The 20,360-nt window shown below is 27.7% G+C and carries 22 protein-coding genes; 4 read left to right on the forward strand and 18 right to left on the reverse strand.

Annotated features, from left to right (window positions below; genetic code table 11):
* Positions 1–53: 53 nt before the first annotated feature.
* The 4 genes from AVENP_RS01100 to AVENP_RS01115 are packed head-to-tail and all read left to right on the forward strand — an operon-like array spanning position 54 to position 3,394.
* Positions 54–1,166, forward strand: coding sequence for an MlaE family ABC transporter permease (locus AVENP_RS01100; protein ID WP_128358371.1), 1,113 nt, complete (start codon positions 54–56; stop codon positions 1,164–1,166).
* The gene (locus AVENP_RS01105; RefSeq protein WP_128358372.1) at positions 1,166–1,900 is read left to right on the forward strand and encodes an ABC transporter ATP-binding protein; all 735 of its coding nucleotides are present in this window, start codon (positions 1,166–1,168) and stop codon (positions 1,898–1,900) included. The genes AVENP_RS01100 and AVENP_RS01105 overlap by 1 nt, the downstream gene beginning before the upstream one ends.
* On the forward strand, positions 1,900–2,814 hold the full coding sequence (locus tag AVENP_RS01110) for an MlaD family protein (protein WP_128358373.1): 915 nt from the start codon (positions 1,900–1,902) through the stop codon (positions 2,812–2,814). The genes AVENP_RS01105 and AVENP_RS01110 overlap by 1 nt, the downstream gene beginning before the upstream one ends.
* Complete coding sequence (locus AVENP_RS01115; RefSeq protein ID WP_128358374.1) at positions 2,804–3,394, forward strand: ABC-type transport auxiliary lipoprotein family protein; 591 nt, start codon at positions 2,804–2,806, stop codon at positions 3,392–3,394. Before AVENP_RS01110 ends, AVENP_RS01115 begins: the two co-directional genes overlap by 11 nt.
* A 1-nt stretch (position 3,395) precedes the next feature.
* Here the strand turns inward: AVENP_RS01115 and AVENP_RS01120 are convergent, their stop codons facing one another.
* The 18 genes from AVENP_RS01120 to AVENP_RS01205 form a co-directional block, all read right to left on the reverse strand.
* Entirely contained in the window at positions 3,396–4,433 is a 1,038-nt protein-coding gene (locus AVENP_RS01120) for an AbrB family transcriptional regulator (protein WP_128358375.1), read from the reverse strand.
* A gap of 21 nt (positions 4,434–4,454) precedes the next feature.
* Positions 4,455–5,111 (reverse strand): carbonic anhydrase, encoded by a 657-nt coding sequence (locus AVENP_RS01125; protein WP_128358376.1) that lies wholly within the window; start codon positions 5,109–5,111, stop codon positions 4,455–4,457.
* Positions 5,112–5,156: 45 nt separating this feature from the next.
* On the reverse strand, positions 5,157–7,346 hold the full coding sequence (locus tag AVENP_RS01130) for a cache domain-containing protein (RefSeq protein ID WP_128358377.1): 2,190 nt from the start codon (positions 7,344–7,346) through the stop codon (positions 5,157–5,159).
* Positions 7,330–8,016, reverse strand: a complete 687-nt coding sequence (locus AVENP_RS01135) for a response regulator transcription factor (RefSeq protein WP_128358378.1) — start codon at positions 8,014–8,016, stop codon at positions 7,330–7,332. The genes AVENP_RS01130 and AVENP_RS01135 overlap by 17 nt, the downstream gene beginning before the upstream one ends.
* 27 nt (positions 8,017–8,043) lie before the next feature.
* Complete coding sequence (locus AVENP_RS01140) at positions 8,044–9,561, reverse strand: tripartite tricarboxylate transporter permease (RefSeq protein WP_128358379.1); 1,518 nt, start codon at positions 9,559–9,561, stop codon at positions 8,044–8,046.
* Positions 9,558–10,043, reverse strand: coding sequence for a tripartite tricarboxylate transporter TctB family protein (locus AVENP_RS01145; RefSeq protein ID WP_128358380.1), 486 nt, complete (start codon positions 10,041–10,043; stop codon positions 9,558–9,560). Before AVENP_RS01145 ends, AVENP_RS01140 begins: the two co-directional genes overlap by 4 nt.
* Before the next feature lie 37 nt (positions 10,044–10,080).
* Positions 10,081–11,052: a tripartite tricarboxylate transporter substrate binding protein gene (locus AVENP_RS01150; RefSeq protein WP_128358381.1), complete on the reverse strand. Its 972-nt coding sequence runs from the start codon at positions 11,050–11,052 to the stop codon at positions 10,081–10,083.
* Between the two features lie 265 nt (positions 11,053–11,317).
* Positions 11,318–12,286 carry a thiamine pyrophosphate-dependent enzyme gene (locus AVENP_RS01155; RefSeq protein WP_128358382.1) on the reverse strand — a complete coding sequence of 323 codons (969 nt, stop codon included), beginning with the start codon at positions 12,284–12,286 and terminating at the stop codon, positions 11,318–11,320.
* Complete coding sequence (locus AVENP_RS01160; RefSeq protein ID WP_128358383.1) at positions 12,283–13,524, reverse strand: 2-oxoacid:ferredoxin oxidoreductase subunit alpha; 1,242 nt, start codon at positions 13,522–13,524, stop codon at positions 12,283–12,285. The genes AVENP_RS01155 and AVENP_RS01160 overlap by 4 nt, the downstream gene beginning before the upstream one ends.
* Positions 13,525–13,526: 2 nt before the next feature.
* Entirely contained in the window at positions 13,527–13,937 is a 411-nt protein-coding gene (locus AVENP_RS01165; protein WP_172664181.1) for a 4Fe-4S dicluster-binding protein, read from the reverse strand.
* Between the two features lie 10 nt (positions 13,938–13,947).
* Positions 13,948–14,511, reverse strand: coding sequence for a pyruvate flavodoxin oxidoreductase subunit gamma (locus AVENP_RS01170; RefSeq protein WP_128358384.1), 564 nt, complete (start codon positions 14,509–14,511; stop codon positions 13,948–13,950).
* 162 nt (positions 14,512–14,673) lie between these two features.
* Complete coding sequence (locus AVENP_RS01175) at positions 14,674–15,327, reverse strand: HAD family hydrolase (protein WP_128358385.1); 654 nt, start codon at positions 15,325–15,327, stop codon at positions 14,674–14,676.
* A 17-nt stretch (positions 15,328–15,344) separates the two neighbouring features.
* Complete coding sequence (locus AVENP_RS01180) at positions 15,345–16,847, reverse strand: peptide-binding protein (RefSeq protein WP_128358386.1); 1,503 nt, start codon at positions 16,845–16,847, stop codon at positions 15,345–15,347.
* Positions 16,848–16,950: 103 nt separating this feature from the next.
* A complete protein-coding gene (rpsI, locus tag AVENP_RS01185) occupies positions 16,951–17,340 on the reverse strand; it encodes a 30S ribosomal protein S9 (RefSeq protein ID WP_128358387.1) in 390 nt (129 codons plus the stop codon).
* 5 nt (positions 17,341–17,345) lie between these two features.
* Positions 17,346–17,765, reverse strand: a complete 420-nt coding sequence (gene rplM / locus AVENP_RS01190; protein WP_014472963.1) for a 50S ribosomal protein L13 — start codon at positions 17,763–17,765, stop codon at positions 17,346–17,348.
* A gap of 75 nt (positions 17,766–17,840) precedes the next feature.
* Positions 17,841–19,229 (reverse strand): sensor histidine kinase, encoded by a 1,389-nt coding sequence (locus AVENP_RS01195; protein WP_128358388.1) that lies wholly within the window; start codon positions 19,227–19,229, stop codon positions 17,841–17,843.
* Positions 19,223–19,897 (reverse strand): response regulator transcription factor, encoded by a 675-nt coding sequence (locus AVENP_RS01200; RefSeq protein WP_128358389.1) that lies wholly within the window; start codon positions 19,895–19,897, stop codon positions 19,223–19,225. Before AVENP_RS01200 ends, AVENP_RS01195 begins: the two co-directional genes overlap by 7 nt.
* The gene (locus AVENP_RS01205) at positions 19,890–20,339 is read right to left on the reverse strand and encodes a phosphate-starvation-inducible PsiE family protein (RefSeq protein ID WP_128358390.1); all 450 of its coding nucleotides are present in this window, start codon (positions 20,337–20,339) and stop codon (positions 19,890–19,892) included. Before AVENP_RS01205 ends, AVENP_RS01200 begins: the two co-directional genes overlap by 8 nt.
* Positions 20,340–20,360 lie beyond the last annotated feature (21 nt).

Consider the following 20,360-nt stretch of genomic DNA (forward strand, 5'->3'; position numbering starts at 1 on the left):
AAATCTAACTATAATATAAATTAGTAATTGTTATTAAGGAGGAAAATAGTTTTATGGAAGATTCTGCTCTTGAACTAAAAAATTTAGATAATAATACTATTGAGCTTTTTTTAATAAATATTTGGAATAAACAAACATTAAGTAAAAATATCCAATCCTTAAAAAAATTAAATATTAAAAAAGACTCAAAACTAATCGTAAACTTTGAAAAACTAAAAGAGTGCGATAATGCTGGAATTATCTACTTTATCTCTTTTATCAAAACTTTCCCACAAGAGAATATAACACTAAAAAATCTAAACTCATATGAGGAGATTTATAGATTTTACGAAAAACATTATCAAACTAATAATCAAGATACAAAAATCAAAAAAAATCTAATAGAAAATATCGGCAGAAAAACCCATGAGTTATACCTTTCTAGTGTAGATTTTATAAGTTTTATGGGAAAAGTTTTTTATTATTTAATATATTCACTTTTTAATCCAAATAAAATACGATTTAAAGCGATGTTAAAATATATAGACAGTTCTGCTGTAAATGCTCTTTTGATTGTGGGAACAACCTCTTTTTTGGTGGGAGTTGTAATTGCTTATCAAGGAGCAGTTCAACTTGAAAAATTTGGAGCAAATATTTTTATAGTTGAGATGATTTCTATTACAATGTTTAGAGAAATTGCTCCTTTGGTAACTGCTATTGTAATTGCTGGACGAAGTGCTAGTTCTTACGCTGCTGAAATTGGAGCAATGAAAATAACTGATGAAATTGATGCCATGAGAACTATGGATTTTGAGCCAATACTTTTTTTGGTTTTACCTCGAATTTTTGCTTTATTAATTGCCTTGCCTTTATTGGTATTTTTTGCAGATATGATAGGAATACTAGGAGGAATGGTAGTTGCGTACACTAATTTGGATGTTACTTTTTTGGAATTTATAAATAGAATGGGACAAGAAGTTCCCTTGAAACATCTCTTAATTGGAGTTTTTAAATCTGTATTTTTTGGAATGGCAATTGCGATAATTGGATGTTATAGAGGATTTCAAGTACAAAATAACACTACAAGTATAGGAAAATATACCACAATTAGTGTGGTAAATGCTATCTTTGTGGTAATTGCTTTAAATGCGATTTTCTCAGTGATTCTTACTCAAATTGGAATATAATGGAAATAATAAAAGTAAATAATTTATCAACAATCTTTGGTGAAAATATAGTTCATAAAGATATTTCATTTTCTATAAATGAAAAAGAGATATTTGGAATCTTAGGTGGAAGTGGTTCAGGAAAAACTACATTAATCAAACAAATGGTTATGTTAGACCCAATTCAAAAGGGAAAAATTGAGATATTAGGAAAAGATATTTCAGCTTTAAATTTAAAAGAAGTTCAAAATATAAAACAGCAGTTTTCATATCTTTTTCAGTTTGGGGCTTTGTATTCTTTTTTAAATGTGATTGAGAATATAAGTGTTATGTTAAATGAATATACAGATTTACCAAAAGATTTAATAGAAAAAATGGCTTACACAAATCTTGAAATGGTTGGACTTCCAAAGAGTTGCGCTTTATTGTACCCATCACAAATAAGTGGAGGAATGAAAAAAAGAGTTGCCCTTGCACGAAGTCTTGCAATGCAACCAAAGATTCTATTTTTGGATGAACCAACAAGTGGATTGGATCCTGCTAGTACACAAAAAATAAATGAGTTGATAATTAATTTAAAAAATATGTTAAATATCACGATAATAATCATAACCCATGATTTAGAGACTATAAAAACTGTATTAGATAGATTTGTAATATTAAAACAAAAGATAATCTTTGATGGAAATATAAGCCAAGCTATGGATTCAAAAGATGAATTTATTGAAGATTTTTTAACAAATAAAGGTAAATAATGGATACTAAAATAAACTTTTTTAAAATAGGGCTATTTATAATTACAATAGTAGTTTTTCTTTTAGCAACTGTGTTTTGGTTGGGAAAATATGGCTTTGAAAAGAAAAAATTTGACGAATATACAATTTATTTTAAAGAGTCAATTTCTGGATTAAATCTTGGTTCTTCTATTAAGTACAAAGGTTTTGAAGTTGGAAATGTAAATGAAATAAAAATAAATCCAAATAACTCAGAAGAGATACAAATAAATATTGTAATTAATAAAGGAACTCCAATAAAAGAGGACAACATTGCAGTTTTAGGAAATCTGGGAATTACAGGGCTTAAATATATAGAGTTAAAAGGTGGAAGTAATGACTCGAAACTTTTAGAGGCAAATGCAGATGGAATAAAAGTCATCAAATCAAAAGTATCAGATTTAACCTCTTTGGTTGATTCAACAACAGATATAACAAATGAATTAACAATAGTTTTAGCTCAAACGAAAAAACTTTTTACTGATGAAAATATTAATTCAATTTCACAAATACTAAATCATACTCAAAATAGTATGGCGAATATGGAACAGTTTAGTACATATTTAATAAATAGTGAAAAGAAAATTGATGCTCTTTTAGAAAATATTTCAAGTCTTTCAAAAACTGGAAATAAATCTTTTGATAGCATAAGTAAATCTGCAAATACTTTCAAAGAGTTGTCAGCTGAACTTTTAGGGGAAGTTAAAAAAGGCTCATTTGACGTAAAAGAGTTATCACAAGAGAGTTTTGATAAGTTAAATACAGTTTTAGATGGATTAGAAACAACATTAGGACAAACACAAAGGTTGATTGATGATTTAAATCAAAGTCCAAGTGATATGATTTTTAAACAAAAAAATATAAAATATGGCCCAGGAGAGAGTAATGAAAAATAGTATAAGAATTTTTGTTTATTTAGCTGTAATGGTACTTTTATCTGCTTGTATACCAAAACAAGATAATTTAAATATAAATAGTTATGCCATAGATTTTAAATCAAATAAAAGCTCATTTGTTAATGGTTCAAAATCTATATATGTAGAAATTCCAAGTGTAAATAAAAGTTTCAATCAATACTCAATATTTTATACAACAAAACCTTACTTATTTGAAGAGTATGCTTTAAATAGATGGATAAATCTACCTTCTTATATGATTCATAATAATTTAGTTCAAGCAATACAAAATAGTAATGTTTTTGAAACAGTTTTAAATGAAAAATCAAAAATCAAATTTGATTATGAACTAAAAACAAATGTAGTAAATCTTTATCATAGTTTTGAAAGTGAAAAATCATACGCAATTATAAAAGTAAGATTTGATTTAATATCAAAGGATGAAGTAATAAAAACATTTAATTATGACAAAAAAATTTTATGCGAAACAAATAATGCTTATGGTTTTGTAATAGCTACAAATAAAGCTTTTGAAGAAGTTGTGAAAGATTTATCTTTACAACTTAAGCAAATAAAATAGTTTATAATCTTTTAGCAAAAACAGGTGCGATATTCATAACTAGAAATAGTCTTACAATGTGATGTACAGTAATATATGGGATATTTGCAGCAACTAAAATAGCTATTAAATTTATTTCAGCTTGTCCTCCTGGACTAAATGCTAGAAGTATTGAAATGACTGGAAAATCAAACATAAAATAAACAATAGAGATAAATATAGCACTAACAAAAGCAAGTATTATAAAATGCCCAAATGTTCCAACTAAAGTTTTTATTATGATTTTTAAAGTAACACCTCTGAATGTAAATCCAATAATTGTTCCAAAGATTACTTGTACAAATTTTATTAATTCATCGGGTGGTTTTGAGTGTACAAACCCCAAACTAAAAGCGATAATACTTAAAATCATAGGACCAATTAAATATGCAGCTGATATATGTAATTTTTTAGCTAAATAAGCTCCAATAATTCCAAGTATTGCTAAGAAAAAGAAATCAGGTAAATAAATATCTCTTAAAGGTGTAGTGATTAATTGGTTACCACTTATATCTATATGAAAAATATATTGAATAATAAAAGGTAAACTCAAAACTATAAATAAAAGTCTTGAAGATTGAACTAATGTAATCTTTGAAGTATCAGCTTTTAACTGTTCTCCTAATATTACCATTTCAATTACTCCGCCAGGTACTGAGCTGAAAAATGCAGTTCTTTTATCAAAATCTAAAACTTTATTATAATAATACATTCCAGCAAATGTAACTAAGATAGTGTAAGGAATGATTAATAAGATACTAAAAAAATATATATGAAGTTGTTCTAAAATTTGTGGAGTAAAGGCACTTCCAATTGTAAGACCTATTATAATTCGAGCAGGGGTTGAGAATATTTTTGGACTTTTTATCGGTATATTTTGAAATCTCATAGCTATTGATGAGGTAAATATTGCACCCAGTAACCAAGGTAAAGGAAGATGAAGATATATAAATAATACTGAACCCATTGCTCCTATTAAAATAGCTAATAACATTTGTATCAATATTTTTGGATTTAGCATAAGACTTTTTCCTATTTAAAATTAGTAGTAATTTAGATATTCAGATATTTGTTTAAAAGAGTTTTCATTTTTATCATAATATTCAATTGAACCATCATCCAAATTATAATACCAGCCGTGAATAGTAATATTATTTAACTCTATTTTTTCTTTTATTGCAGGATAAGTTAAAAGATTTTTCACTTGACAAATAACTGAATTCTTTTCAGTTGCTTTATATAAGTCACTTAGTGTTTGATAAAGATGTTTATTTTCTAAAGTTAAATTTTTTGCTTCTTGACCTAATTGAAGCCATTTTTTAATATTTATATAATGTTGAGTATCTGGAATATCTTCATATAAACTTTTACAAGCTCCACAATAAGAGTGACCACAAACAATTATATGGGAAACATTTAAAATTGAAACAGCATATTCAATAGCTGAAGCAGTTCCATGAAAATCACCATTTAAGCTAAATGGTGGAACAAAATTCCCAATATTTCGCAAAATAAATAGATCCCCTGGTTTACTACCAACCATAAAATCAATGGTGATTCTACTATCACAACAAGTAATAAATAGAATTTCTGGTTTTTGACCAGTAGCATTTAGTTCTGATAAATCATCTTTGAATTCATCAAATTGATATTTACGAAATAACTTGTTACCTCGGATTAAATTTTTTATTGCATTCATAAATATATAATAGTGCTAAATAATGTAAATAAAATCAAATAGTTATTATATTTCAATAAGAAATTTAGCTCCATCTTTTGTGTTTTTTGCAGAAATTGAACCATTCATTTTTTCTTCAATAATCAGCTTTGTCATATAAAGTCCAATTCCTGTACCATATTCATATTTTGTAGTGAAATATGGATCAAAAATCTTATCAATGATTTCATCATTTATTCCACCTGCGTTATCTTCTATGCAAAGAGTAGCTTTTTTATTTTTCTCTAAATAGATTTTTATTTGAGGATTTTGTATATTTTTCTCAATTAAAATATCTTTCGCATTTGAAATTATATTCATAACAGCTTGAGAGTATTCATTTTTATAACCATTAATTTCATAAAATTCATCAATATCAACAAGTAATTCTATATGGTAAAAATCAAGTGTTGATTTAACTATTTTTATTGCATTATCAACGGAATCTTTTATAAAAAATTTCTCTTTTTTAGAATTTGGATTAAAAAAGTTTCTAAAATCATCTATTGTTTTTGACATATATTCTAATAAATCATTTGCTTCTTCAACTCGATTTTGAAGATATTTTTTATTTAATTCTTTATAATCATAAGCAGATTCTATATCAAAAAATAAGCCCGATAATTGACTTAATGGTTGTCTCCATTGGTGCGCAATATTTCCAATCATTTCACCCATTGATGCCATTTTTGATTTCTGAATTAAGATTTTTTCTTGTTTTTCTTTATTTTCTTTTAGCAAAGTTCTTTCAGTTATATCTCTAATTGAAGCAAAAATAATAGTTTGTTTATTGGCTTCATAAATAATAATACTTAATTCTATGGTTTTAATATCATCATATTTTGTTTTTAATTTAACAGTATCGAAAAATGATTTTTCGGTTAGAATTTTTTTTGTATCAAGATTAATAAATAAATCAAAAAACTCTTTATCAATTAACTCTTTTTCGTCGTAAAAAGTTACTTTTGAAGCTGTTTTATTGTAACTTGTAATTCTTGTATAGTCATTATTATCAAGTTCTGAGATTATAAAAGCATCATTACTATGATTAAAAAGCATATGATACTTATCTTCATTTAAAATTACATTTTCTTTATATTCTTGAAAAATTGTTTCAATTCTTTTTGTGAATAATAAAGAAAAGATAAAAAAGATTGAGGTCATTATTGTAATAATAATAACTAATCTAATGATATTTTTATACATATTCTCTAAAGAGATACTTCTTTCTTTTTCAACAATATCATAAATATTTGTAAGATTTACTCCAATGGCAATAAAATATCTGTACTCTTTTAGATAAGTTCCATAAATAAGCTGTTGATTGTTGTTATAAAATAGATAATCATTCCCTTTATAATTTGTATTTATAAGAAGTTTCTTCATCGCTTCTACTTCTTCTTTTTTTGGATTTATTAATTTTTTAGTAACCAATTCACTTTTATTTATAATGTCATTTAAACTATTTATTTTATAAATAAAAATAAACTCTTCATTATTGAAATTTTGATTTTCAATTTTGATTTTAAGTTTAGAAGTAAGTTCACTATTTTGTTTTTCAAGAAAAGTTCCAGAACCAATAATTAAATTTAACTCTTTTAAGTGTTTTGAATAGGTAATTTTTTTAGCTGTTAAACTATTATTTGGAATATACCAGAAATAATCTATGAAATTTTGAGTATTAGTATTTGCATTAATCATCTCCTGAACAAATTTTTTGCTGTTCATATCTTCAAAGTTATAATAGTTTTGGTTTTCATCTAATTCATTTTCACTATTTAAAATAAGGTTTCCTTGTGTATCTAAAATAAAATAGTTTATATCATTTGCTTTTTGAGAAATTTGTTTTATTGCCGTTTTTATAAAATTTATTTGTTCTTGTTTATCAAGTTTTGTAGTTTTTTCATATATAGATTTTGCCAAATTATAAGCAAGAATTGATTGTGTTTTTATATTGTGTTTTTTATTATTTATAATAGATAATTCTTCAAAATCTATATCATTTTTTAGATTATCAACTGAACTTTTTATGTAGAATTTTTCTCTTTCAATTAGAGTATTTTTAAAGCTATTAATATGATTTTTAAAATTATCATATTCAGTTTTTATCAAGTTATAACCTGTAATTGTGGCTACAAATAAAATAATGATAGTTGAACTTAATAAAGTGGTTTTTTTAATACCATTTTCTTGGTTTAAATTATAATTTTTTTTCAAGATTTAACTTATAACCCATGTTTGAAATATTTTTTATGCAATTAAAAGGGATTTTTTTTCTTATAAATCCAATGCTAGTTCGAAGTGAATTTAAACTCATATATTCATCTTCCCAAATGTGTTGTTCTATCTCTTCATAAGATACTACTCTATCTTTATTTAGTGTAAGAAGTTTTAGAAACTGTAACTCTTTTTTTGTAAAATCAATTATTTTTTCTTTGTAATAAAAAAGCGATGTATTATTATCAAAATAAAAATCTTCTGCTAAAAATATTTTGAAATCTTTTTGTTTTTCCAAAGCTTCAACAGCTTTTGTAAGAGCAGGCATTAAGTTTCTGCTAGTTAGTGGTTTTATTATATACTTTTCAAGTTTTAGTTCGATGGCATCCATTAAATAATCTTTTTCACTAAAAGCTGTTGAAATTATGATTTTTGTTGTTTCATCTTTTTGGCGTATTTTTTTTGTTAAGCTTATACCATCTAATTTTGGCATTTTTATATCAGTTAAAATAATATCTGGATGATATTTTTTATATAGAGCATAACCTTCTTCACCATCTTTTGCTTCGTAAAGCTCATTAAACATTCGATTTAAAAAACGAGAATTTATAGTTCTTACACCCTCATCATCTTCAATATATAAAATGGTATATTTTTTGAAAATTTCCATCATAAATCCTTTTTAAGAAAAAGAGATTTAAATCTCTTTTTCTTTTTTCATTTTAGCAAAAAAACCAGTAATAACAGGCATTAACAATAAAAATACAGTAATAACTAAAATAGTTAAAGTAAGAGGTCTTTCCCATAAAAATGAGATTGAACCATCACTTAGTGTTAAAGCACGTCTAAGATTTTCTTCCATCATTCCACCTAAAATAAATCCTAAAATCATAGGAGCCATTGGGAAATCAATGATTCTTAAAAACAGTGCAACAACTGCAAAAATTGTCATCATATAAATATCAAAAACATTAAATGTAACTAAATAAACCCCAACAAGTGAGAAAAATATAATTAATGGCAATAACAACTGTTTAGGTAAAGATAAAACTTTCGCAATATATGGAATTAATGGTAAATTTAAAAATAAAAGAACTAAATTTCCAATATACATAGAAATAATTACAGACCAAAATAACGCAGGACTATCAACATACATTGTAGGACCTGGTTGAACTCCATAAGAGATTAATGCACCTAAAATAATAGCTGTTGTACCTGAGCCTGGAATACCTAATGTTAATAGAGGTACAAATGAACCAGAACAAGCTGCATTATTTGCACTTTCTGGTGCTGCCAATCCTTTAAGACTTCCTTTCCCGAATTTTAACTTATCTTTAGCATTTGCAATACTTCGCTCCATTCCATATGCTAAGAATGAAGCGATAGTTGCTCCTGCACCTGGAAGAACACCAATAAAGAAACCTAAAACTGAACCTCTTGCAATTGTTGGTACAATCTCTTTAACTTCTTCCTTTGTAAGTTTTAAACTTCCGATTTCTCTTTTTAAAGCCTCTTCTTCAGCTTTTGTAGTTTTATGATTTTCTAAAACATTCATTAATGCTTCTGATAATGCAAAGGCAGCCATCGCTAGTAATAAAAATGAAATACCATCAATTAAATCCATTCTTCCAAAAGTAAATCTTGCAATTCCTGAATCCGAATCTGTTCCAACAGTTGCTAGCATTAAACCAAAAATAGTCATAATTGCAGCTTTTAAAAACTTACCTTTTCCAGCAAATGCAGCAACGGCAGTTAAACCTAAAACCATTAAAGCAAAATAATCAGATGACTGAAAACTTAGACTCACACTTGCAAGTGCAGGTGCAGCAAAAAGTAAAAATATAGCTGCAATTGTTCCCCCACTAAATGAAGCATAAGCAGCAATTGCTAAAGCTTTCCCTGCTTCTCCATTTTTTGCCATTGGAAAACCATCAAAAGATGTTGCAACAGTTCCTGCAACTCCTGGTGCATTAATTAAAATTGATGAAGTAGAACCTCCAAAAATCGCACCATAATAAACACCTGCAATTAGAATTAATCCAGATGATGGATCCATTCCATATGTAATTGGAATCATTAAAGCAATGGCACTTATTGGTCCAAGCCCTGGAAGCATTCCAATAAATGTTCCTGCAAAACATCCTATAATTACCATTAAAATATTATACATAGAAAAAGCAGTTGCTGCTCCTAATAAAATACCATCCATCATGATTTAGCTCCTAAAAGAGAGTTTATTAACTCTCCTGAATCAATATAAACACCTAATGCATTATTTAATAATAAATAAAAACCTACCGATACACTAATAGAAATTATTAATATCTTTTTTATGTTTTTTTCTTTTAGAATTAAAAAACCTACAGTTAAAAATATAATTGTTGCAATTACAAATCCAAGTGGTTTCATAATAAATCCATAAAAAAGCATAAGAACAATAAAATAAAAAGTAGTTTTTAAATCTAATGATCGTATATATGTTAACGATAAAACTATTTTTTCTTTTTCAACAAATGAAATGATTAATAATATTATAGAAATTACAATTCCTGAAATTCCCACATAAAAAGGAAAAGTTTGGGCTGTCATAACTTCAAACTGAGCTCCTGGCATTTTTTTAATACCAAAAACGCTATAAAAATAAAAAGCTGAAAACGCTAAAAAGAATAATGAACCTATTGTATTTTTTGTCATAATTAATCCTTAAATAAATAGAGAAACTCTATTTATTCTATAGGAACCCCATTTCTTTCATTAAAGATGAAATCTCTTGTTCTTGCTTTTCTAAGAAAGTTCTAAAAGATTTTGTTGGTTTATATAAATTTGACCAACCATATCTACTTCTAACTTCTTCCCATTCTTTTGTTTTATACATTTCAGAAAATACTTTTGCAAAATCATTAATTTGTTCTTCACTTAAATTTGGAGCTCCAAAGAAACCTCTCCAGTTGGCAAAATATGTGTCAACACCTACCTCTTTAAAACTAGGAATTCCATCTATAGTTGCATCAGAAGTAGTTGCAATAATTTTTAATTCACCACTTTTATGTTTATCAATCACTTCTCCCAGTCCTGTTGATAGAATTTCAATTTCTCCTGTTAATAATCCAGCAAGTGCTTTTCCACCAGCATCATAAGGAACATATCTTACGCTAGATGGATTTCCACCAGCAGCTTTAAATATTTGTGCTGCAACAAGATGGTCCATACTTCCTCTTGAACTTCCTCCACCTATTTTTAATGCCGTTGGATTTTTGTCAAATGCAGCTTTTATATCAGCCCAAGAATTATATTTTGAATTTTTAGAAACAACTAATACTTGATAATCAGCAACTACAGCTGCAACTAAAGATAAATCTTTAAATGATTGAGGAAAAACACCTTGTAATGATCTAATTACTATTGGAGTTGAATTTATCATTAAAGTATTTTGTTGTCTTGATGCTGTTTCAATCATATAAGCAATAGCAGTTCCACCACCGCCACCTGACATATTTTCATAAGATACTTCTTTTATAAGATTAGACTTTTTTAAAGCTTCACCAATACCTCTTGCCGTTCCATCCCAACCACCACCAGCTCCGCCTGGAATTAGGAAATGGATTTTTTCAACTGAAGACGCAACAGAAGTTGTTGCCATTCCTGCAACTAGACAAGAAGCGAGCGCGATATTTTTACAGATTTTAGAAAATTGACTTTTCATTTATGATCCTTTGTTATTTACTATTGTAATGTTAAAAGAAAAAAATGTAAGAAAAATAAAATATAAAAAAGATTTTGAAAATAAAAATTCCCATTTCAAAAGGAAGCCAAAAAATGAAATGGGAAAGGGGGAAATTGATTGTATTTTTTATTACGTCATATATAAAAAACAGGAGATGTTTTAAATTGACATTGTAATAGTATGAGAAAAAAATGTAAGAAAAATAAAATCTTCTAAAAAGTTTTATTTTTCTTTACAAAAGAGATTACATTCTAATCTCTTCTCTTTTTTGTAAGAATACCCATCTTTCATCTATTCTTTTTTGCCATTCATCAATTAAATATTCATATTCAGGTTTAAATAGATGTTTAAATCTTGGTTGTGCACCTAAATAATCCCTAACAGGAACAATAGTTTTTGGTCTGTAAGTGATGTTTAACTCTCTTCCATCAATTATTTCATATAATGGGAAAACAAGTGAATCAACTGCTAAATCAGAAACTTCAATAGTTTGATTTGGAGCAAATTTCCACTCAGTTGTACATGCACTCATTGCATTTATAAATACAGGTCCATGTGTATCAAAACCTCTTTGGATTTTTTTAACCATATCTTTCCATTTATTTGGAGCAACTTGAGCAACATAAGGTGCACCATGAGCTGCCATAATAGAAACTATATCTTTTTTCTGTCTTTTTTCACCATAAGAGTGGCTTCCAGCAGGTGCTGTTGTTGTACTTGAACCAATTGGCGTAGATGAACTTCTTTGACCACCAGTGTTTGCATAAACTTCATTGTCTAAACAAACATACATAAAATCATGTCCTCGCTCAAAACATCCTGAAATCCATTGGAATCCAATATCATAAGTTGAACCATCTCCACCAAAAGTTACGAATTTTGGTTGAGGAGCATCAGCTGGAATTCTTCCTTTATTTCTTAATGCTTTGTTCATAGTTTCAACTCCTGCCATTGCAGTTGAAGAGTTTTCAAATCCGATATGAATCCATGAACAGTCCCATGAAGTATGAGGATAAATTGCTGTACAAACTTCTAAACATCCAGTTGAAGCTGATACTACTAAGTTATCATTTGTTGCATTTAAAACTTCTCTTACAATAATAGAGTGAGCACAACCTGGACATAAAAGGTGTGAACCTTCAAATCTTTCAGCAGCAGTTGAGAAAGTTTTTAAATTTTTAATCTCTTTTTGAGTATTGATAAGTGTACTCATTTTTGTACTCCTTGTGCTTCATAGAAACTAAGTTCTGGTCCTCTAACTCCTACAAATCTTTGGATTTTTCCAGCTAGTTTACCTTCTTTTGCCTCTTTATCTAAAGTTCTATAAATATCTTTTAATAAAGCTACAGTCATATCTCTTCCACCTAATCCATAAATTAAATTAGAGATTACAGGTCTTGCAGGTGTATTAATTAGTGCACCAGCAACTTCATTATATAAAGTTCCAACTGTTCCTCCAGGAGCACTTCTATCCATACATGCAACTGCTTTTACATTTTGTAAAGCCTCTGCAATTTCTTCAAGAGGGAAAGGTCTAAATACTCTTGGTGCTACTACAGCTGCATTTATTCCTTCAGCTTTTAATTGATTAATTGCAAGCATTGCTGTTTCAAAAGTTGAACCTAAACAAACAATTGCAATATCAGCATCTGCCTCACCATAAGTTTCAACAAGTTTATATTCTCTTCCTGTTAATTCTTTGAATTCTTTAAATGTTTCAAGAATAACTTTTTTTGAATTCATTAATGCTGCATGTTGTTTTGCTTTATGTTCGAAGTGCCAATCTTGTTCAGTTTGAACCCCATGAGTTACAGGTTTGTCAAAATTTAATAGGGCATTTACTTGTAAATATTCACCTACAAATTTAGATGCAACCTCGTCAGGAAGAGGAGTAACATTTTGAGCTGTATGTGAAGTCATAAATCCATCTTGATTAGAAATAACAGGAAGTCTAACATCTGGATGTTCAGAAATTTTAAACGACATTAAAGTCATATCATAGGCTTGTTGAGGAGAAAAAGCATCAAGTGAAATCCAACCAGAATCTCTTGTTAAGTATAAATCTGAGTGGTCACCATTTACATTTAGAGGTGCTGCTAATGCTCTATTTACTAAACATAAAACAACAGGTATTCTCATTCCAGATGCTTGATATAATACTTCAATCATAAGTGCAAGTCCTTGAGATGAAGTTGCAGTTGCAACTCTTCCTCCAGCAGCTCCAGCTCCAACACATCCAGACATAGCAGCGTGCTCTGATTCAACCATAATTACTTCACCATCAATGTATCCATTTGCATGAAACATTGCATAGTTTTCAACAGTAGCTGTTGAGGGTGTAATAGGATAAGCAGCAACAACATCAACATCAGCTTGTCTTAAAGCCTGAGAGTTTGCCATATTTCCATCCCAAACTTCTACTTTTTTTAGTTCCATTACTTTTTTATTCATTACTATTCACCTTTCTTTTTTTTCTCAGGCCATTGTGCAAGTGCATTTTCAACAGTTTCATACTCATTGAACATTAAAAGTGATTTTGGATTTGTAGGACAAACACTCACACATAATCCACATCCTTTACAGTGCTCGTAATCAACACCTTTCATCTCTTTATTTCTTGCGATGATTGATGTATCTGGACAGAATATCCAACAATTTTGACAGTCAATACAGGTTTCAGAATTCCAAACTGGTTTAATAACTCTCCAGTCTCCTACACTCATACTTTTTGAGCTAGTTTCTGAATACATTCTATCTTCAGGTTGAATATCTGCAATATTGTAATTTATATTTCCATTGAATGTAAAAAGAGCAGCACCAGGTACTAACTCATCCCATCCCATTTCACTAATTGTTTTACTCATTTTTTATCCTTTACTTAACTTCATCGTAAGCTCGTTGGATTGCAACCATGTTTGCATCAATAACGTTTGGTGGTAACTTTTTAAGTACACCTTTCATTTTTTCTTTAAAATAATCAAGTTCAAACATTCCACTAACTTTCATAAAGGCACCAAGCATTGGAGTATTTGGAATAGCTTTACCTATAGTATCCCTTGCTATTTGGAAACAGTCAAGAATAAATACTCTATCTTTTATATTTTCTAATTCAGGAACTAAAGAAATTAACTCTTCTTTACTTAGGTGAGTGGTAATAATATATTTAGTTGTATCTTTACTATTAGCAGTGATATTATCAGTAACAGCAAGACCTGGATCTAATATAAAAACAAAATCAGGCTGCATATATTTTTCATGATTTAAAATGGGTTCATCATCAATTCTGTTATAAGCAGTCATTGATGCACCTCTTTTCGCTGAACCATAAAATGCAAAAGCTTGAACTTGTTTCCCAGTTTCAGCAACAACAGAACCAAGACCTTTTGCACCAGTTACAGCACCTTGTCCAGCACGGCTATGCCATCTAATTTCTAACATAGAGGCTCTCCTTTATTGTTAATATTAAATTTGACTTAAAATTTTAAATTAGTCTTATCCATTATAAATAATTTTAGCTTAAATGAACTTTTATTCACTAAGTTAATTATAAAGTCTAATTATAAAACTATTTTAGCTATTTTAAGTACAATTAACACGGATTTATAGGCTTTTAATATAAGTTATTGCACTTAGTGCATCAGGTTTTACAATATTTGTATATTTTAGTAGTTCATCTTCTGTCCCATATCCACATAAAAGACCAATTGAATTTACATTTGCATCATTTGCAGCTATTAAATCTAATTTTGTATCTCCAATCATCCACACAGAATCTTTCTTTTCATCATAATTCATCTGTTCAAGTGTAATTAAAATTGGTTCTGGATGTGGTTTTGGATTTTGAACATTTTCTCTTCCTGTTACTATTTCAAAAAATTGTTCTATATTAAAATGCTCTAATAATGGCATCGTATACATTCTAGTTTTTGTAGTAACTACACTAACTCTTGCAAATAAAGAGGCTTGATATACTGCTTCATAAGCATTTTCTAAAAGTAAAGTTTGTTCTCTTGAAATTATTCTATATCTATTTTTATAAGCATCAACAAAATCCCATACTTTTGATTCATCAACTCCTAACTCTTTATACATAATATCAAGGGGATAACCAATTAATGATTTAATATTTTCATCATCACCTGTAAAATCAAAATTTAGTTCTTTAAATGAGTGTTTAAAAGTTGAAACTATTGCATCTGTTGAGTCGATTAAAGTTCCATCTAAATCAAAAAGTATTATCTTATTTTTATTCATATTTTATTATCCTTATTTTATTCTTCTATTTCCCAATCTTTTTGGTTATGCATAATACCTATAAAAGATGGTTCAATATTTTTTATATCTTTATTAATAACACTTATTGAATCAGGTATATACAAAAATAGATATGGTAAATCATCAGTGATTTTTTTAAAAATTTGTTTATATATTTTTCCTAATTCATCTCTATTTATTGTTTTGCTTCCCTGTTCAATTAATGAATCCACTTCTGGATTTTCATAAGATGTAAAATTAAATCCTCCAAGTTTACTACTTGAACTATGCCAAATCGGATAAGCATCAGGCATTAATGCTAATGCCCAACCCATAAGTACTGCTTCAAAATTTCTTGGATGAACAACTGTATTTAAAAAAGCTTGCCATTCCATAACTCTTATATTCATAATAATTCCAGCTTTTCTTAGTTGGTATTGTAATATTTGAGCAGCATTTATCCTTGTGTCATTTCCGGTATTTGTAATTATTTCAAAAGTAAAAGGATTATTTTCATCATATCCTGCTTCTTTTAAAAGTTTTTTTGCTTTTGGTATATTTTGTTGTATGGTTTTTACTTCATCATTAAAAGCGAATGAACCTGGTAAAAATGGTCCATTGCAAACTTTTCCATAACCAAAAAATAAAATATCAACTAACTCTTGTCTATTTATTGCTAATGATAAAGCTTGTCTAATTCGTATATCTTTAAATTTTTCATTTTTTAAATTAAAGCCCAAATAAGCATAAGTAAAACTAGGTTTTTGAATTATTGTATAGTTATTTTTAAATTCATCATCTATTTGCCTATCAACTTGAATAGGATCTAATCCACCAAGATCTAATTTCTTTTGTTTTAAATATAAAAAAGAAGTATTCGGATCAGGAAGAAATTTATATAAGATTTTATCAATTTTGGGTTTTCCCTCAAAATATTTATCATTTACAATTAGTTCAATATCTTGGCCTTGTTTAAACTCTTTTAATTTATAAGAACCTGTTCCTATTGGATTTTTATTAAATGAACTAGTCATTAAATCTTTTTCATCTTTTAAAATATGATAAGGAAGAATTCCAACCATCCAAGTCTCTAAGGCTTTGAAGTAGGGTTCTTTATAAATCACTTCAAGTGTATAGTTATCTATTGCTTTTACGCTTTGTACTTGCTCAAAATTTGATTTTATAGAGTTAAATACTTTTGGATTTATAATTTGTTCATAAGTAAAAATAACATCTTTAGTTGTAAGTTTTTCATTATCATGCCAAAGAACATCATCTCTTAACTTTATAATTAATTTAGTTGGTGTCTCAAAATTATAAGATTTGGCTAAATCAACGGTAGGATTTCCATTCTTGTCATATTTGAATAAACCATTAAACAACCAGTCGGATATTTCACTACTAGCACTATCATTTGATAAAATAGGATTTAATCTACTCGGACTTGAACTCATAGATAGATTTAAAGTACTTGCACTTAAACAAGTAATGATTAATAGGTAAAAGGTTAATAATTTCATAGGGTATTGTATAGTTTTTTTATAAAAAAGTGCATAAAAAAAGGAGCAACTTTTGTCGCTCCTTTTTGAGAACAGTAAGAAATATACTCTTCGAAAACTCCAATTATCTTTTTGAGAATTGAGAAGATTTTCTTGCTTTTTTCTTTCCGAATTTTTTTCTTTCAACAGATCTTGAATCTCTTGTTAATAAACCAAAAGGTTTTAAGATAGCTCTGAATTGCTCATCAAAAGCAACTAATGCTCTTGAAATTCCGTGTCTTGCAGCATCAGCTTGTGCAGAATATCCACCACCAAGAGTTTTTACTACAATGTTTACAGAAGTTTCTTGTTTAGCAACATTTAATGGTTGCATAACTCTTTTTTTAATTGATTCGTGACCACCTAACCAAGCATCTAAAGATTGACCATTAATTGTTAATTGACCATTACCATTTTCTAGCCATACTTTAGCTACAGCTGTTTTTCTTCTTCCAGTTGCATATACTTTTGCCATTACTCTTATCCTTTAATTTGCGCAGTATGAGGGTGTTCACTTCCTGCATATACTTTTAATTTTTTTAACATAGCTTTTCCAAGAGTAGTTTTTGGAAGCATACCTCTAGTAGCTAGTTTGTATAATTTTTCTGGATTTTTTTCAAACATTTCAGACATTTTGTGAGTTTTTGTACTACCAAAATAACCTGAGTGTGTAAAGTAATTTTTACTTTCTAATTTTTTACCAGAAAATTTTGCTTTTGATGCATTTATAATAACAACAAAATCTCCGCAGTCTACATTTGGTGTAAAACAAGGTTTGTTTTTCCCTCTTAAGATAGTAGCAACTTCTGTAATAATTCTTCCGAATACTTTATCAGTTGCATCAACTACTATCCAATCTCTTTCGATTTCGTTAGCATGTGCCATTTGAGTAAATTTCATTTATTTTCTCCGCTTTTTTAATGAGGTGGAATCATAGTGTAGTAATGCTTAAAATTTACTTAAATTAAGTATATATTAATATATTATTGAGAATTGAGAACCTTTTTTAAATTCTGAATGTATTTCAAGGGTAAAATTATGTAAAGACAATACTGATTGTACTATGAAAAGTCCCAACCCAAGGGAATTATTCCACCCATTATTTGAAATTCTATAAAATTTATGATTTATCTTTTCTAACTCTTTTTCTTCAATTCCTATCCCTTTGTCTATGATGCAAATAGAGTTTTGTGAAATTTTTACTATTACTTCATCTTCAGAATATTTTAATGAGTTCTCAATTAGGTTAGAAATGGCCATAGAAATAAGAGTTTCATCAACTCTTAGAGTGATATCTTCTCCTAAAATTGTAATTTCTCTATTTTTATATTTATCTTTTAAATCACTAACGCAAGTAACAATTAGTTTTTTCATAGAACAAGGAACTAAAAGTAGTTCTTGTTTTCCCTCTTCTAGTTTTAATGTCAATCTTAACTTATCAATTATTTGAGACATTTTATTTGCATTTGAGTGAATTTTATGTAGAAATTTTGTTTTCATTGCCTGTGGCATTTGAACATCATTTAAAATGGTTTCACTATAACCTGAAATAATTGCAATAGGATTTTTAAATTCATGTGAAATTGCAGAGATAATTTCATCTTTTTGTCTATTCGCTAGTTTTAGTTTTGCATTTTGTTTTGCTTTTTGTTTTTCTCTTTTTGAAAGCTTTAATGCAACTTTATTTAAAAGTTTTGTAATTTTGTAAAATTCATAGGTATATTTTGAATTCATGATTGATGATGATTTTTTTTGAGCCAATAGCGTTAAAAAATGAAGAATATCATCAGTTTCTTTTTTTATTCTAAGACTAATAAAATATGTTGCTAAAAAAGCAATGATTAAAAAGAATGTAATAAACATAAAAATTTCTAAAGTAAGACTCACAAAATTATCTGTAATAGCACTTACATAATCAGCCATTCTTATATAATAAATATGATTTGAAACTACAATTTTTTTTGCTATATACATGAGCTCTTTGTTAATAGTTTCAGATTTTCTTGTATCTGTTCCTATCTCTTTATTTTGAGCTTCAATTATCTCTTTTCTATGTAGATGATTTTTTATTGTTGAAAGTTCAGTTTTATCACTATCCGCAATTACAACACCTTGTTCATTTATAATAGTTATTCTAAGATTTAGTTTTTCATGTAGATTTTGAATAATATTTGTAATATCACTTAAGTCATTTTTATCTTTAAAAACAATAGACAAAGTTTCAATATTTTGTAATAGGTTTCTTTCAATTAAACTTAGATAGATATTTTTTGACCAAAAATAGGTGATTATTGTTAAAGTTACTAAAATAGCTAAAAATATAGAGGTATAAGTTCTTATAAAAAGTTGATGTATTCTTAGCAAAAAATGTAACCTTCACCTCTGATTGAACGGATATACTCTTTATTTCCCTTTGGGTCGATTTTTGCTTTTAGTCTTTTAATTGCAACATTTACTGTTTTTTCTTTTTTATCAAAAGAGTCTTGCCAAACGCTATTTAATAAATGTTCTCGTGTCATTAAAATATCTTTATTTTTAATAAATTCAAGTAATAAATCATGTTCAAGATGGGTTAAATCAATCTCTTTTTCTTCTATATAAAACTTTTTATTTGAAGCTTTATATACAATATCTTTTACTTTTAAAATATCAATATCTTTTGATGTTCTTTTTATTACAGCTTTGATTCTTGCGCATAATTCTTTCATGTTAAAAGGTTTTGTAATGTAATCATCTGCATGGCTATCAAAACCATCAATAATATCTTCATCTTTATCTTTGGCTGTTACATAAATAACTGGGTTTGAATAACCTTGTTGTTTTATTTCATTTATGAACGTTGTTCCTTCAATTCCAGGAAGATTTCTATCCATTAAAATTAAATCAATATGTTCTTCATTTAAGACATTTCTTACATTTTTGTCAACAGTTAGAAAACCAATAGTTTCATAACCCTCTTTTTGAAGAGTGTATTCTAAAAGTTCTAAAATATCTTCTTCATCTTCAACAATTAAAATTAGTTTATTATTCATCTTGATTTGACTCTTTTTGTGTTACAACTTTCTTATTTGGCCTATCGTCATCATATTCAATTACTGTATCTTTTGAAATTTTTATAATTCCAGGTGAGAATTTAATAGCAAGAATCCTAAATACAAAAAATACAAAAATTACAAATAATAAAAATGTAATATCAAAGTAATCTCGATTTTTATTTGTTGTTAGAATAATTACATCACGGATTAGGAAAATGATAAAAATATCAATAACATATCTTAATCTTAAAGTCTCTTTTTTAATGAAATCAGAAATCATTTTCACAACTTCCATGATAACAATAAACTCTAACATTAGGATGATAGCTTTATAAAAGTCAATGCCCACAATTAATACTATTATTAAAATTAACATTGCGGCAAGGACTTCAAAGTTTGTACTGAAGTAGTTTTTTATTTTATTTAAAGCTTTTTTCATTTGGTGAATTGTATCATAAAT

This window comes from Arcobacter venerupis, assembly GCF_013201665.1.
Taxonomy (GTDB): Bacteria; Campylobacterota; Campylobacteria; order Campylobacterales; family Arcobacteraceae; genus Aliarcobacter; species Aliarcobacter venerupis.